The organism is Streptacidiphilus sp. EB129, from assembly GCF_041262645.1.
Classification (GTDB): domain Bacteria; phylum Actinomycetota; class Actinomycetes; order Streptomycetales; family Streptomycetaceae; genus Streptacidiphilus.
The window spans coordinates 1-13,033 of record NZ_JBGCCS010000040.1 but is presented as its reverse complement, the minus strand read 5'-3'; the positions used below and the strand labels follow the sequence as shown (position 1 = coordinate 13,033).

The following is a 13,033-nucleotide window of genomic DNA, read 5'->3' as shown; positions in this document are numbered from 1 at the left end:
GCAAGGGCCGGAGAAGTGAGGCGGGTCGTTGACCGAGGAGTCCCGTCCGAAGCAGCTTACCGAGCGGTTGCGTCGGCTGTCGTGGCAGACCCTGCTGCCCGGGGTTGCGGTGCTGGCCGATTACCAGACCGCCAGGCTCAGGACCGACCTCCTCGCGGGAGCGAGTGTCGCGGCCGTCGCGATCCCGGCGTCCCTGGGGATGGCACAGCTTGCGGGGGTGCCGGCCACGGCGGGTCTGTACGCGACGCTGCTGCCGCTGGTGGGATATGCGCTGTTCACCTCCTCGCGGCATGTGGTGGTCGGCCCTGACGGCACGACCTCGGCGCTGGTCGCGATCACACTGACACCGCTGGCAGCGGGGGACGCATCCCGCTATGCGGCGCTGGCCGGGCTGCTCGCGATCATGGTCGGCGTGATCCTGCTGGCGGCCGGCGCGCTGCGGCTGGGCTTCATGGCCGACTTCCTGTCCAAACCGGTGCTGATCGGCTATATCAACGGGACAGCGCTGACCATCATCGCCAGTCAGCTCGGCAAGATACTCGGCGTCAAGATCACTGCCTCCCGGTTCTTCCCTGTCCTGGCTGAACTCGTCCGCGAGCTGGACCAGGTCCACTGGGCGACGGTGGCGCTCAGCACGGTCGTCCTCGTGCTGCTGCTCGCGGCGCGCCGCTGGGCACCGACCGTCCCTGCGGCTCTGCTGGTGGTCGTCGCCGCCGACGCCGCCTCGAAACTGTTCCATTTCTCCGACCACGGCATCGCGGTGATCGGGCACGTCGCCCGCGGCCTTCCGCATCTGGGCCTGCCGCACGCCGGTCTCAAGGACGTGTCCACGCTGGTGCTGCCCGCAGGCGGTATGGCGCTGATCGCCTTCTGCGACACCATGGCGACCGCCCGCACGTACGCTGTCAAACACCGCTACGAGGTGGCCGGCGAGCGGGAGATGACTGGGATCGGGGCGGCCGACCTCCTCGCGGGTCTGTCACAGGCCTTTCCCGTCTCCAGCAGCGGGTCCCGCACGGCGGTGGCCGAGGCAGCCGGTGGCGGCTCCCAGGTCGTCGGACTGACCGTGGCTGCCCTGGTGGCGCTGGTTGCCGGCGTCGCCACCCCGCTGATCCAGCCCCTGCCCACAGCGGTGCTGGGGGCCGTCGTGGTGGCCGCGGCGGTGAACCAGCTCAGTGCGCGCGGTGTCGTCCGCCTGCGAAAGGTGCATGACACGGAGGCTGCCCTGGCCGTGGCGGCCATGCTCGCAGTCCTGACACTGGGCGTCCTGGGTGGGCTCGCCGTGGCAGTCCTGTTGTCCATCGGGGTGTTCGTCTATCGGTCCATCCGGCCCCACGACGCCGTGCTCGGTGCGGTGGAGGACGTCGACGGCTATCACGACATCGAGGTCCACCGGGGGGCCGAGACCGTCCCCGGGCTGATCGTGTACCGCTTCGATGCCTCGCTGTTCTTCCCCAATGTGCCGTTCTTCCTCGACCGCGTGCGCACCTTGGTGGCGGAGGCCGGGCACGGGCTCCGCTGGCTGATGGTCGACGTGGAGGCAGTGACCTACCTCGACGCCACCGCGATCGACGCGCTGAACACGCTGTACAGAGAACTGGCCGCTGTGCACGCCCGGCTCACCGTGGCCCGGGCCAAGCAGCCGATCCGCACGGTGTTCGATTCCAGCGGCATCACCGCCCTGCTCGGTGCCGACAGCTTCTTTCCCACCGTCAGAACCGGTGTCGAGGCGTTCCGGCAGCAGGAGTTCGACGCAGACTGACGATCGCTCACACGTGGGCGCCATGCCCCGCCATCCGGTGTGGCCTGAGCGGCCGTATCGGCGGCTTGTCCGCGGTTCGACCGATCAGGTGGCAAGAGATCACAGGGCGAGCCCCGGGTGGACCTGGGCCTTGCGAAGCAAGAACGTCAGACCAGCGCGCCCTTCAGGACGAACAGGCCGACCGTGATCAGGCACGCCGGGAAGACCGTGTCGCGCATCGCCCCCAGGCGGGCGGCTGAGCCCAACCGCGCGGCGCGCCAGGAACACGGCCAGCCCGCACATCACCGGCACCAGGGCGGCGAAGACCGCGACGACCACCAACCCTCCGGGAAACCAGGCCTGGGCGAGCAACGGGCTGTAGAGGGCGACGTTGTCGCCACCGCAGGTGACGGACAGCAGTGCCACCGCCCAGGTACCGGACTGCCGGCCGCCGCGTCCGACCGGTGCGTGTGTCCGGTGCCGGGAGTGGGCGCGAACGAGCGCCCCGATCCCCATCGTGAGCGGCAGGACACCGGCCAGGGCGGCGCCGCGGGCCGGCAGGAGCAGCAGGCCCGCAGCGCCCAGGATGCTCAGCGCCAGCAGGATCAGCAAGGCCAGATACTGGCCGCGCAGTGCGAGCCGCAGTACCGGCGCCTACCCGTCGCCAACCGTCCACCCGGACAGCTGCGCCGTCAGCGCCAGCAGGTTGTCGATATTGGCGGCACTGAACGCCCCTGCCGCCGCCACCGCCCAGCCGACCGTGTCCAGCATGGCTCGTCCATTCCGGGGAGGGCCGGTCCCACCGCGGTGCCGTCCCTCTCCTGGTCACTGCCCCAGCGACATCACAGGTGCTCCTGACTTCGGCTCCCGCAGTGCCGGCTGATTCACAGCGCGCCGCGATCCGCCGCGGCGCAACGCCGCCGCACCTTCCGCCGCTGGAGGCTGGCGGCCCTGAGCCTTGGCAGCGGTGGCCCAGGCTGCGGAGCCTCGCGGGCGGACTGCGCTGCGCCGCTCAGTTCCTGGCCCTGACCCGTTGGCCCCAGCAGGAACAGCTCGTCCATTGCGCCTCCAGCGTTCGGTGGGCTGCTGTCGCCTCCCACGGTGCGGCTCCGGCACCGGGCGCAGGCCACCCCTGGCGGGTGAATCGGCAGGCGGTCTCACGGTGCTGCGCCGGGGACCGTCGCGGACGTTCTGCTGACCCGGACTACGTACGGGGGTGGCCGCGCGGTCTCGTGGCTTCCGTTCGTCGGTTCGCCCGGGCTGTCCCTGGAGTGGGATCACCCCGCGCGGGTGATCCGGCGAGTCTGCGCAGTCGCGCAGACTCGCCGTGGCAGGGCTGCCGCCGCAGTGAGATTTGCGGTGCGCGGAGCCAGAGCTCGCCGAGGGAGTCGTGATGACCGAACCGCGTGTGCCGCAGCAGGCGGATCCGCAGGAGATCCTGGCCACGGTGGGAAGCTCGTGGGCCTGGGCAGTCGGCTTCGGTGTGGCCACTGTGGTCCCGGGCGTGGTGGCGCTCGTCTGGCCGCATGAAACCCTGCACGTTCTGGCGGTCATCACCGGCATCTACCTGATGCTGGCGGGCCTGTTCTGGTTCGTGACGGCCTTCGGCCGACGGGAGGCGGGCACCGGTGGTCGAGTGCTGCTGATGCTCATCGCCCTGGCTGCCGTTCTGGCCGGCGTCCTGTGCCTGCGGCACCCGCTCCAGACGATCGCTGCGCTCTCGTTGATCGTCGGTGCCTACTGGCTGCTTCTGGGTCTGATGGTGATGTTCTGGGCGATCGGCGGGCCGGGCCTTCGGCACCGCGGGCTGTGGTTCGTGGTCGGCGTGCTCGGTTTTGTCGCCGGAATTGTCGTGCTCAGCTATCCCGTTGCATCGGCGGTCGCCGTCGCACGTCTGCTTGGCCTGTGGCTGGTCCTGCTCGGTGTTGCCCAGCTGGCGATCGGGGTTGCCATGTTCGCCGGCAGGCGCGTCGCCGATCCGCCGCCCGGTGAGGGCGAGGCAGCCCGTTGATCATTGCGCTGGCAGTGGTGCTCGCGCTGGCATGACCGGGGGCGTTCCAGTCGCTTGGCCCGGGATCTGCACGCTCGATCGGCGAGCCGGGGATCCGTGATGTCGGGCGCGCTCATTCGGGCAGTTGGCGCATCTCGACCACGCGCAGTCCCAGGGACTGGAAGCGGTTCAGCAGACCGTACAGGTGGGCCTCGTCAGTGATCGGGCCGTAGAGGATGGTCTGGTGAGGCGCGAAGAAGCTGTCCAGTTCGGGGAACGCCTCGTTGAGCGTTGTCTCCGACATGATTCCGGCGACCCGGATCTCGTAGCGCATCAGCTGCTCTCTCCGCAGGCCCTGCGATCCATCCCCTCATCCATGCTGCGCGGTCCGATCACGGGGGACCTCACCCGGACGAGGTGACCTTGGCGACCCGCCGAGGTGCCTGTCAGAGCAGGTGGAGCTCTTTCGCGCGCCGGACCGCTTGGCCGCGACGGGTGGCGCAGAGTTTGCGGTTGATGCTCTTGAGGTGGGTCTTGACGGTGTTCACCGACAGGCAGAGGTCGGCCGCGATCTCTTGGGTCGACATCATCTGTGCCGTCCGCGCGAGGACGTCGAGCTCGCGCTCGCTGAGCGGTTCGGCCACAGGGGACGCCATCGTGGCGTCCGACTCGGGCCGGTGAGGACCGGTCAGGAGGCCGGGTGGGAGCCAGTCGTGCGCCTGCGTGAGCTCGGGGTGGCTGTGGAGCAGCCGACGCAGCCAGGGGCCGGATTCGAGGAACGGAAGCCGAAGGTGCTCGGGGCGGGCGCAGGAGAGGGCGCGGGCGAGCAGTCGTCGGCCCGTGGGTTCGTCGCCGAGGGCCAGGGCTGTCTGCGCTCTGGCCAGCAGTGCACGAACGGTGACGGCGGGGCCGCTCCCGATGTCGCCCGGGATCGAGTCGAGGATCTGCCGGGCGGTCTCGCTCTCGCCACAGGCCAGACGGGCCCGGGCAGCCGCAGTGGCGCACTGCGGTGCGTCCGACCCCTTCTCCAGCGCTGCCATCGCGGCCCGCGGATCGCCCTCGGCCAGATGCGCGGCCGCCGCGGCAAGCGCCAGAGCGTCGTTCACCCAGGGCGAAGGCGCCGCCGTCGGCGTCGGCTTGTCCGTGTCCAGGACATCGAGTGCCCCTTGAGGATCGCCCCGGGCCAGCAGCAGTCGTGAGCGCAGGATGGTCAGACCCATGGCCACGATCGGGTCGTGGTGGGCGGCGGACGACTGCGCGGCGATCTTGAGAGCGGTCCGTGCGGTGCGCAGGTTGTCGCGGTCGATGGCGACGGCGGCCAGGACGAGCTGGCCCACACCGGTCCGCGACGATGGTGGCAGCCCGCGGCACTCGGCCTGGGACAGTGCCGCTTGTGCGTGGGACTCGGCTTTGGCGAGCCATCCCCGCAGCACTTCGATCAAGGCCAGTCGGCTGAGTGACTCGTGCCGCGGGTAGGCCGTGGTGGGTCCTTCGGCGGTGCGTGCCGCGGTGGAGAGCACGGCTTGGGCGGCTTCGAAGCGGCCTGCCCACAGCAGGGCGGACCCGAGGTCGGTCTGCAGCAGCGCGGGCAGTTCCGGGTGATCGTCGAGCAGTTTCGCGGGGACTTCCCGTTCGAGCCTCTCGGCAGTGTCAGCGGCGGCCTGTGCCATGTCGGCCGATCCGAGAAGCCTGCCCTCGAGGGCCAGGAGGAAGGCGTAGCTCAGTTGGACGGTGGAGGTGCCGACGGGACTGTCATCGTGCAGGTGTTTCCCGGCTTTGCGCAGATGGTCGAGGCCGCTGTCGAGATCGTAGTGGGCGAGCTCGCATGCTGCACGGATGAGTTCCGGGGCGGGACCCGCAGTCTCCGGCGGCATGGTGGCGAAGAGGTCCGAGAGCCGAAGCGCATCCAGGCCGGTGAAGAGCCGGCCGATCGCCAGGTTGTCGACGAACTGGGAAGCGGCGAACTCCCAGTCGCCGGCGGCGGCGTGCGGGAGGGCGTCGGCGAGCCGCCCGGCTGTGCACAGCCATCGGGCGGCTCGGCGGTGCAGTTCGGTTTCGAGCCCCGGGTGGCGGGCGCGCAGATGGACTTGGAGGATTTCGGCGAAGAGCGGGTGATGCCGGTACCAGGAGTGCCCCATGGGCTCGATGAACGCGTTCGCGCGTTGCAGCCGGAACAGAAGGGGTGCCGCGTCCTGCCGTCCGGTCAGGGCGTTTGCCAGGTCGGGGTGGGTTTGGTCCAGGATGCTCGTCCGCAGCAGGAGATCCTGGGTTTCGACGCTCTGGGTGTCGAGCACTTCGGCCAGGAGGAAATCCGCCACGGTGCTCTGGCCCGCCTCGAACTCTTTGAGGAAGGACTCCGGGTCGGCGGCCCGCTGTGTGGCAAGCGCCGACAGCCGGATTCCGGCTGCCCATCCCTGGGTCCGCTCGGTCAGCGCGCGGGCGCCCTCCGCGGACAACGACAGGCCGTGCCGGCACAGTAGGTCGGCCGTTTCCTGTTGTGTGAAAGCCAGGTCGGCGGCGCGGATTTCGGTGATCTCGCCGGCGGCGCGGTAGCGATGGAGGGGGAGCAGTGGTTCGGTGCGGCTGATCAGCGCGAGCCGCAGCCCTGGCCTTGCGTGGCGGAGCAGGAACTGCACCTGGGAGGCGATCTCGGCCGAGGTCACCCGCTCGAATTCGTCGAGCACGAGCAGCAAGGGCTCGCCCAGACTGCTTAGATGCACCGACAGGCGCGCCAGCAGGTGCGAGTCGACCTCATTCGCGCGCGCGGGGGTGCCAATGTTCTCGGGCAGCACGAGGCCGTGGCGCCGCAGGGCTGCGAGCACGTAGGCCCAGAAGACGCCGGGTGCGTCGTCCCCGTGCTCCAGCGTCAGCCAGGCTGCGGGCCCTGGAGCGGGAGCCGAGCGGATCCAGTCCGCAGCGAGCAAGGTCTTGCCCGCGCCGGCCGGACCGTTCACCAGTGTCAGGGGGCACAGCATGTTCTCGGACAGCTGCTGGATCAGGCGCGGCCTGCGGACATAGGTCTTCGGGATCGGCGGGACGGCGAACCGGGCCGCGAGAATCGGGTCGCCGTTGGGCATCAGCGCCGGTGGCGGCACGGTGGACTGCCGCTGCCTGGACGCCAACTGGTCAGCTGAGATGTGTGGCATGGCTGCCCCGGGACGATTCGCGACACGTTCATTTCGATGATCCCCGTGGCCGTCGAGCGCGGCAAGGCGGGCTGAAGTGAGAAAGTGCCGCCCGGCGACGACACCGTCCATCGTCCGGATCTTCACCCTGTGGGGGTGAGGCTGCAGGGCAGGACCCCGCTGCACGGTGGACGTACCAATGGCGGCCGGCGCCCAATGATCGTGGGCGTTTGCAGTGGCCCTGAGGCAGAGTCCCCCGGGGCGGGCGGAGCGCGAGGGAAGGAATTTCACGGACGACATCCAGCGTCAGATCCTGCCCATCCCGGACGTGCCGCGGCCGGGCACCATCACCTACGACGCCAGGGACCCGGACACCTCGTTCCCGCCGATCGTGCCCCTGCGGCCCCCGCGAGGTGCGCCCAACGTGATGGTGATCCTGCTCGACGACGTCGGCTTCGGCGCGCCCAGCGCATTCGGCGGGCCGTGCCGGACCCCGGTCTTCGAGCGCCTGGCCGACGGCGGTCTGCGCTTCACCCGCTTCCACACCACCGCACTGTGCTCACCGACCCGCCAGGCGCTGCTGACCGGACGCAACCACCACTCCGTGGGCATGGGGGGCATCACCGAGATCGCCACCTCGGCCCCCCGGCTACAGCTCGATCCGGCCCAACACCAAGGCGACGCTGCCCGAGATTCTCAGGCTCAACGGCTACTCGACGGCGCAGTTCGGCAAGTGCCACGAGGTTCCGGTGTGGCAGACCAGCCCGGCCGGTCCGTTCGACGCCTGGCCGACCGGCGGAGGCGGCTTCGAGCACTTCTACGGATTCATCGGCGGGGAGACCAACCAGTACGACCCGGCCCTGTACGACGCGACGACCCCGGTCGACCCGCCGAAGACGGCCGAGGAGGGCTACCACCTCACCGAAGACCTCGCCGACCGGGCCATTCTCTGGATCCGCCAGCAGAAGACGCTGATGCCGGACAAGCCGTTCTTCTGCTATTTCGCGCCGGGCGCCGTGCACGCGCCGCACCACGTCCCCAAGGAGTGGTCCGACCACTACCGCGGCAGGTTCGACCAGGGCTGGGACGCCGTCCGCCAGGAGACCCTGGCCCGCCAGAAGGAACTGGGCGTCGTGCCTGAGAACGCCGAACTGACCCGGCGCCACCCGGAGATCCCAGCGTGGGACGAGATCGATCCTGCGCTGCGGCCCGTGATCGCCCGGCAGATGGAGGTCTACGCCGGCTTCCTCGAACACACCGACCACCACATCGGCCGGGTCGTCGACGCCCTGGAAGACCTCGGGATCCTCGACGACACCCTGCTGATCGTGATCACCGGCGACAACGGCGCCTCCGCCGAGGGCGGGCTGCACGGCAGCTTCAACGAGATGCTCCTGTTCAACGGCATGTCCCAGATCGAGACGCCGGAGTTCCTGACCGCGCACATCGACCAGTTCGGCACCCCGGATGCCTACAACCACTACGCGGTGGGCTGGGCGCACGCCATGGACACCCCGTACCAGTGGACCAAGCAGATCGCCTCGCACTGGGGCGGCACCCGCAACGGCACCATCGTCCACTGGCCGGGCCGACTGCGGGCAGCAGGTGAGATCCGCAGCCAGTTCACCCACGTCATCGACGTCGCCCCCACCGTCCTCGAAGCCGCCGGACTGCCCGAGCCCACGACGGTCCACGGGGTGCTGCAGTCGCCGATGGAGGGTGTCTCCCTGCTCTACTGCCTCGACGACGTCGGCGCCCCGAGCGCCACGACCAGCAGTACTTCGAGATGCTCGGCAACCGCGGCATCTACCACAAGGGCTGGTCCGCCGTCACCAAGCACCGCACCCCGTGGCTGATCGGACAGGGTGGACACCTGTCCTTCGACGACGACGTGTGGGAGCTCTACGACGGCACCACCGACCCGACACAAGCCCATGACCTGGCCGCCGAGATGCCGGACAAACTGCACGAACTACAGCGCCTGTGGCTGATCGAGGCCACCCGGTACAACGTCCTTCCCATGGACGACCGCACGCTCGAGCGGTTCAACTCCGACCTCGCCGGACGGCCCGAACTGATCCGCGGCGACGCCCAACTGCTGTACGACGGCATGGGCCGGCTCACCGAGAACAGCCTGGTGAACATCAAGAACAAGTCCTTCTCGGTGACCGCCGAAATCGCCTCCACCGACGGCCCGGTCTCAGGCGTCATCCTCGCCCAGGGCGGAACCTTCGGCGGCTGGAGCCTGTACGCCAGGGAAGGCCACGCCAAGTTCACCTACAACCTGTGCGCCATGGAACTGGCCGAGATCGAGGCCGACCGCCCGGTCCCGCCCGGGGAACACCAGGTACGGATGGAATTCGACTACGACGGCGGAGGCGTCGCCAAGGGCGGCACCGTCTCCCTGTTCTACGACGGGGACAAGGTCGGCGGGGGACGGGTGGAACACACCGTTCCCTTCATCTTCTCCGGGGATGAGACCGCCAATGTGGGAGTGGACAAGGGCACCCCGGTCGCTCCCGACTACGAGCAGCTGAACGGCCAGTTCACCGGTGACATCCACTGGATCCAGGTCACCACCGGAAGCAACGACGCAGACCGCTACATCGAACCCGAGGAGCGCATCCGCATCGCTATGGCCCGCCAGTAACCGTCGGGCACTGCAGGGCCGGGTCGAAGCCCAGCCGATGCCTCGGCGCTGCGGTCGGTGTCCGGTGCGGGCGGGGCGTCAGCTGCCGAGGATCTTCGCCTTCTGGGCCTCGAACTCGGCCTCGGTGAGAATGCCCTGTTCCTTGAGTGCGCCGAGGTCCTTCAGCTGGTCGATCTTGCTGCTCATGTCGGCCGTCGGCGCGGCGGGAGCGGGCGCGGCCTGCACGGGAGGCTCGGGCGCTGCCTGCTGGACGTCCTGCTCGGCCCAGCGCCCGGCCTGGCGCCGGGAAACGCGGTTGGAGACCGCGGTGGCGGTCCCGGCGACGACGGCGGTGCGCGCGACACCGCGAAGCAGACCTGGCATGGTGCATCTCCTCTGCTGACGGGAACCGGGTCAGGACGCGGATTCGGCCGCGTCGAGTGCGGCCAGGATCTCCTGGACCGGGATACGGCCGTTGGCGACCAGCCGGCCCCCGCCACGGCGCAGGGCTGCCGCGAAGGGTCCGGCCCATACGTTCTCGTAGACCAGGATCCCCGCGGAGCTGCCGGGCTCCAGGACCCCGCTCACGTCGTCGATCTCGTCCTGGCCGAGCAGGCCCGAGGAGACGCCCTCGAAGACGGCCAGGTCCAGCTGCCTGTCACCGGTCAGGTCGGCCAGCTCGACGCCGCGGACGGTTCCGTCCAGATCCTTCGTGACGAAGATCAGGTCCAGGATCCGGATGATGCCCCGATCGACCAGGTCGACCAGCAGGGGCAGTCCCTCGCCGGTCATCCGGCTTCCCGGGAACTCCACCACCAGGTAGTCGATCGGCCCCGGCTCGTCTGTCTGGGTTGGCTCGTTGCTCACGTCGGCTCCTCACCGGGTCGGACCTCGACGCAGTCCCCACACTCGTGCATGCGCCGAGCGGTTCGGCCGTCCTTGCTCGGCGGGCGGTCCTGCCATCGCCGATGCGGGATCGGGTGTGTATCGCGTCGTCTCCGTCATTGCAGCAGCGGAAGGATCACACCGCATCTCGGCCGTGGACGACCCTGTCCACGGCCTCGCCGACGGCACGGCTCACCGCGCGTGTCGGCGACAGCAGCGCCGTGTCGCAAGGAGACCGGCGCGGACTCCGTCAGGGCCAGTCAGCCCGTCACCGGGTCCGCGGTGCCGACCGGTGGGTCGACCTGGCCGCCCTGGTCGAGGAACTCCACGACGGCGACGGCTCCCTGGTCGGGTGGTTACGACGCGCCATGAAAGCCGCGCGGGGCCGGGTGGTTGCTGCGCGCGAGGAGATCTGGACGGCCGTCGCGGGCCTCGATCGTGTGTGCGTACCGGGAACGGGCCTGCCCGCGGTCTTGAGGCCCGCACTCGCGCGGACCGGGCACCGCATTCGTGTCCGGAACCTGCGTGGGCCCCCGCTCATGGGGTGCGGGGGCCACGCGGGTCCGGGCGGGACTCCGGGTCTCCGCGGTTGGTACGGGGGCTCGCCAGCCCCGTCCGTGCGTCTATCCTCGCCCGGCGGCTGGTGCGGGGGTGCTGGCGACACGCGGCGAACGGGTGAGAGGTGTGCTGCGCGGCGGGGTGCCTGCAGACGGTGCGCTGGGCCGCTCCCGGGCCGGCAAGGAAGTCGCGCATCAGCATCGTGGGACCAGTGCGGCCGGGTGACTCCAGCTACCGTTGAAACCGCAACCATGTGGGGCAGTGCCCCATCAACTCCGGGTTCCTGGGGTGCGGCGCCGCACGGCACCGGGCTGGTGCTGCACCGCGGGGGCCCGGCGTGCGGCCCGGGCTGCGCGCGGTGGGGCTGCTGTGAGCCGCCGTGGACGCGGTCGCGGTGCGGGGCGAGGCTGGCAGGGTTCCACAGCGGTGGCGGGCCGGACACGGGGGACAGTCGGCGGGACGGTTCCCGGCCGGGCCACCGCTGTGGTTCACCGCGCGGACGGTCCTGGGGACGCAGGGCCGTCCGCGCGATGCCTGCCATGGGCCGCGCGGGTCTGCGTGGGGTCACCGGACGCCATCGCCAGGGGGCGGTCCCACTGCCTGGTGCTGTGACCGGGATGGTTCCCCGGGTTGCCGCCCGGGGTGCTGGCAGTGGGACGAAGGCGGATGACGGGCGAGCAAAACCGGTTGTGAGCGCAGCCAGCGCCTGACACCGTGCGGGTTCCCGCAACTGCCATGAGGCTCGGATGACGATCTACTTCTACGGTGCCGAGGAAGTCCCCTACGGCTGCTTCTCCAACTTCTCTGCGCACAGTCTGGACCTCGACGGGCACGTGTGGCCGACCTCGGAGCACTACTTCCAGGCCCAGAAGTTCTTCGACACCCGCCATGCTGATCTCATCCGTCGGGCCCGCACGCCGTTGCGCGCCGCCGAGTTGGGCCGTGACCCGTCCAAACCGCTGCGGCGGGACTGGGACCGGGTCAAGGACGACGTGATGCGTCGTGCCGTGGCGGCCAAGTTCCGAGCGCACGCGGATATCCGCGACATCCTGTTGTCCACTGCCGACGAAGCGATCGTCGAGGACACCAGCGCCGACCACTACGGGGGCCGCGGCAGGACCGGCACTGGCAAGAACATGCTCGGCCGGATCCTGATGCGCACTCGAAGTCAACTCCGCAGCGAAGTCCAAGGACGTCACGATCGCTCCGGATAGTGACATGTGAAGTGATCGATCAAGCCGTGGCCGGGTCGGCGGGCTGGTCAGGCCGTTGAATCAGACCTGACGCCGCTCCATCGCGGCCGCCCCGATCGTGAGCCCCTCCTCTGCGCTTACGGCCGGATGCGTCGTGATCTGGAAGACGTCGCCCCAGGCCAGCCCGACCTCCATGAGCGGCGCGAACTGCTCCGCCCGGAAGACCACCACGACCGCCGGACTCTCGGTCGAGGTCCAGTACTCGCCCAGCACGTCGAGCCCCTCGGGATACTGCCACTGCGCTCTGCGGCCCAGCGCGCCGTCGCGCTGCTCCCGGCTGAGCCCGGGCTGCCAGTCAAGTGTCATGACGTACAGCACGATGCCTCCTGCGGTACGAGGAGAACCCCTACCCCACCCACGCTAGGAGCGCGTACTCAGACCCGCACCCCGGGGAGCGGGAGCGGGTCCTTGGCAGCCAACCGTCCTCGCCGTCGGCTCCTCTGCCGCCGACACGGCTGTAGACGGCGGAGTTCTCCGAGCGCGGTCCACTGCCGTTCGGTCAGGTCCGGTGCGGTGGTGTGGTCGTCGGGCACTGGCCGATTTTACGAGCGGCCCTGTCCCTGCGTGACGTCGACCCGGTCCACTCGTTGGTCCCGGGGAGACCACCCCCATGGTCCACTTGCCGGGGCGGCGCACCGTGTCATGACCGCGCGTCGCCCCGGCCCCCACGGGGTGGTTTGCCAGTAAGGGCTTGCGGGAAAACTAAGCGTTGCTTCCCTTGCTGGCGTTCGTTGTTGTGGTATGGACGAGATAGATGTGTCGCTGGCTGCGAAGTTCGGTGCACTCCTGCCGCATCTGGACGAGCGGCAGCGGCGTCTGCTGCTGGGAGCCGAGGCGCGGACCCTTGGGCAT

The 13,033-nt window shown here is 69.8% G+C and carries 11 protein-coding genes and 1 pseudogene; 6 read left to right on the top strand and 6 right to left on the bottom strand.

Going from position 1 to position 13,033, the window contains the following annotated elements; genetic code table 11:
- Nucleotides 1-28: 28 nt before the first annotated feature.
- Nucleotides 29-1,762: a SulP family inorganic anion transporter gene (locus tag ABH925_RS32120; protein WP_370153746.1), complete on the top strand. Its 1,734-nt coding sequence runs from the start codon at nucleotides 29-31 to the stop codon at nucleotides 1,760-1,762.
- Nucleotides 1,763-1,861: 99 nt separating this feature from the next.
- On the opposite strand, the gene ABH925_RS32115 is transcribed toward ABH925_RS32120, so the two are convergent.
- The gene (locus ABH925_RS32115; protein ID WP_370153813.1) at nucleotides 1,862-2,359 is read right to left on the bottom strand and encodes a cadmium resistance transporter; all 498 of its coding nucleotides are present in this window, start codon (nucleotides 2,357-2,359) and stop codon (nucleotides 1,862-1,864) included.
- Nucleotides 2,360-3,134: 775 nt separating this feature from the next.
- Between ABH925_RS32115 and ABH925_RS32110 the strand changes: the two genes are divergently transcribed.
- Nucleotides 3,135-3,752 (top strand): HdeD family acid-resistance protein, encoded by a 618-nt coding sequence (locus ABH925_RS32110; protein ID WP_370153744.1) that lies wholly within the window; start codon nucleotides 3,135-3,137, stop codon nucleotides 3,750-3,752.
- A 112-nt stretch (nucleotides 3,753-3,864) separates the two neighbouring features.
- Here ABH925_RS32110 and ABH925_RS32105 read toward each other — a convergent pair whose 3' ends face one another.
- Both ABH925_RS32105 and ABH925_RS32100 read right to left on the bottom strand, forming a co-directional pair.
- Entirely contained in the window at nucleotides 3,865-4,065 is a 201-nt protein-coding gene (locus ABH925_RS32105) for a hypothetical protein (protein WP_370153742.1), read from the bottom strand.
- 112 nt (nucleotides 4,066-4,177) lie between these two features.
- Nucleotides 4,178-6,988, bottom strand: coding sequence for a LuxR C-terminal-related transcriptional regulator (locus tag ABH925_RS32100; RefSeq protein WP_370153740.1), 2,811 nt, complete (start codon nucleotides 6,986-6,988; stop codon nucleotides 4,178-4,180).
- Nucleotides 6,989-7,283: 295 nt separating this feature from the next.
- On the opposite strand from ABH925_RS32100, the pseudogene ABH925_RS32095 reads away from it, so the two are divergent.
- The 3 genes and pseudogenes from ABH925_RS32095 to ABH925_RS32085 form a co-directional block, all read left to right on the top strand.
- Nucleotides 7,284-7,490: pseudogene (locus ABH925_RS32095) on the top strand (sulfatase-like hydrolase/transferase); the annotation flags it as partial.
- Nucleotides 7,491-7,515: 25 nt separating this feature from the next.
- Nucleotides 7,516-8,712, top strand: coding sequence for a sulfatase-like hydrolase/transferase (locus ABH925_RS32090; protein ID WP_370153811.1), 1,197 nt, complete (start codon nucleotides 7,516-7,518; stop codon nucleotides 8,710-8,712).
- Nucleotides 8,643-9,506: a hypothetical protein gene (locus ABH925_RS32085; protein WP_370153738.1), complete on the top strand. Its 864-nt coding sequence runs from the start codon at nucleotides 8,643-8,645 to the stop codon at nucleotides 9,504-9,506. The genes ABH925_RS32090 and ABH925_RS32085 overlap by 70 nt, the downstream gene beginning before the upstream one ends.
- Nucleotides 9,507-9,584: 78 nt before the next feature.
- Here the strand turns inward: ABH925_RS32085 and ABH925_RS32080 are convergent, their stop codons facing one another.
- Both ABH925_RS32080 and ABH925_RS32075 read right to left on the bottom strand, forming a co-directional pair.
- Complete coding sequence (locus tag ABH925_RS32080) at nucleotides 9,585-9,869, bottom strand: SHOCT domain-containing protein (protein WP_370153736.1); 285 nt, start codon at nucleotides 9,867-9,869, stop codon at nucleotides 9,585-9,587.
- Between the two features lie 30 nt (nucleotides 9,870-9,899).
- A complete protein-coding gene (locus tag ABH925_RS32075; RefSeq protein WP_370153734.1) occupies nucleotides 9,900-10,352 on the bottom strand; it encodes a DUF6325 family protein in 453 nt (150 codons plus the stop codon).
- 1,322 nt (nucleotides 10,353-11,674) lie between these two features.
- Here ABH925_RS32075 and ABH925_RS32070 point away from each other — a divergent pair.
- Nucleotides 11,675-12,142 (top strand): NADAR family protein, encoded by a 468-nt coding sequence (locus ABH925_RS32070; protein WP_370153732.1) that lies wholly within the window; start codon nucleotides 11,675-11,677, stop codon nucleotides 12,140-12,142.
- A 60-nt stretch (nucleotides 12,143-12,202) separates the two neighbouring features.
- Here the strand turns inward: ABH925_RS32070 and ABH925_RS32065 are convergent, their stop codons facing one another.
- Nucleotides 12,203-12,499 carry a DUF3303 domain-containing protein gene (locus ABH925_RS32065; protein WP_370153730.1) on the bottom strand — a complete coding sequence of 99 codons (297 nt, stop codon included), beginning with the start codon at nucleotides 12,497-12,499 and terminating at the stop codon, nucleotides 12,203-12,205.
- Between the last annotated feature and the right edge of the window lie 534 nt (nucleotides 12,500-13,033).

Excerpts from the sequence above, each read along its gene's own strand:
- ABH925_RS32080 (WP_370153736.1), bottom strand. The coding sequence starts at position 9,869 with ATGCCAGGTCTGCTTCGCGGTGTCGCGCGCACCGCCGTCGTCGCCGGG.
- ABH925_RS32105 (WP_370153742.1), bottom strand. The coding sequence starts at position 4,065 with ATGCGCTACGAGATCCGGGTCGCCGGAATCATGTCGGAGACAACGCTC.
- ABH925_RS32070 (WP_370153732.1), top strand. The coding sequence starts at position 11,675 with ATGACGATCTACTTCTACGGTGCCGAGGAAGTCCCCTACGGCTGCTTC.
- ABH925_RS32085 (WP_370153738.1), top strand. The coding sequence starts at position 8,643 with ATGCTCGGCAACCGCGGCATCTACCACAAGGGCTGGTCCGCCGTCACC.
- ABH925_RS32110 (WP_370153744.1), top strand. The coding sequence starts at position 3,135 with ATGACCGAACCGCGTGTGCCGCAGCAGGCGGATCCGCAGGAGATCCTG.
- ABH925_RS32100 (WP_370153740.1), bottom strand. The coding sequence starts at position 6,988 with ATGGACGGTGTCGTCGCCGGGCGGCACTTTCTCACTTCAGCCCGCCTT.